The organism is Protofrankia sp. Cr1 (assembly GCF_963555865.1).
Taxonomy (GTDB): domain Bacteria; phylum Actinomycetota; class Actinomycetes; order Frankiales; family Frankiaceae; genus Protofrankia.
Genome location: NZ_CAUVXO010000166.1, coordinates 9,589 through 10,456, shown reverse-complemented (window position 1 = coordinate 10,456; position 868 = coordinate 9,589). Strand labels below are relative to the sequence as shown.

The following is an 868-nucleotide window of genomic DNA, read 5'->3' as shown; positions in this document are numbered from 1 at the left end:
TATCCTTTCTGTTCCCCCGAAGCAGGACGTGAACGCTAACCAGGTCAGTGGTTCGTGCTCACACCCACCCCTGACGGACGACGGCCTCGACGACCGCGAAGACCTCGTCCGGGGTGAGCGCGCTGCGCGAACCGTCAGGATGGCGGGGGGCGCCGCCCACCGAGCTGCCGCCGCCCCAGCCGGGTTCGCGGGCGGCCAGGGCGGCGAGGATCGTCCCGGGATCGCTCGGCGGACCGACCGGGAAACGGTCGACGAGGTCGCTGCGCCGTCCGACCGTGTAGGCGATCGAGGAGTCCGGTAGCCGCCGCCAGAGCACCGCGCGGGTGTGCCCGGCGGTGTAGACCGGGTCGAATCCGTCGCCGGCGCTCGTGGCCATCACCCAGCCGGTACCGCTGTGGGTGACGGTGAAGGTCGGCTCCCTCGGGTCGGCACGGCGCGGGTCGGCACGGCACGCTGCGGGTTCTCTCCGGGCACGCGGGTGATCAGCCTGGTGATGGCTGTGACGCAGCCGGCGAGCGCCCCGGCGGGGTCGCCTACCGGGGCATGGCGGCGCGGTAGCGGGACGGCGGCGGCGAACTCGGCGAGCAGAGCGGGATCCGCCACCGGGTAGGCGGGGCCGTGGGCGTCCCGGCTGCCGACGCTCTCCACCAGTGCCCGGGTGCGCGGTGCGTGCGCGGAGCCGGGCGCCACCCATTCGGGATGGGCCAGCAGCGCGACGGCGAGGGCGGTGTCGGCGTCGATGTCGTTGACGTAGACGGTGTAGGAGCTGGGGTCGAGCCCGAGCAGCAGCGCGTCCAGCACCTGCCGGCAGGTCGCCGAGGTCACCAGCCGCACGCAGTTGCCATGGTGGTCGAAGCTCAGCCGGCGT

1 protein-coding gene and 1 pseudogene are annotated in these 868 nt (G+C 73.5%); both read right to left on the bottom strand.

Going from position 1 to position 868, the window contains the following annotated elements; genetic code table 11:
• Window positions 1-58: 58 nt before the first annotated feature.
• Window positions 59-376, bottom strand: coding sequence for a hypothetical protein (locus U9980_RS14400; protein ID WP_322768382.1), 318 nt, complete (start codon window positions 374-376; stop codon window positions 59-61).
• Window positions 376-868: pseudogene (locus tag U9980_RS14395) on the bottom strand (hypothetical protein); the annotation flags it as partial. The gene U9980_RS14400 and the pseudogene U9980_RS14395, both read right to left, overlap by 1 nt.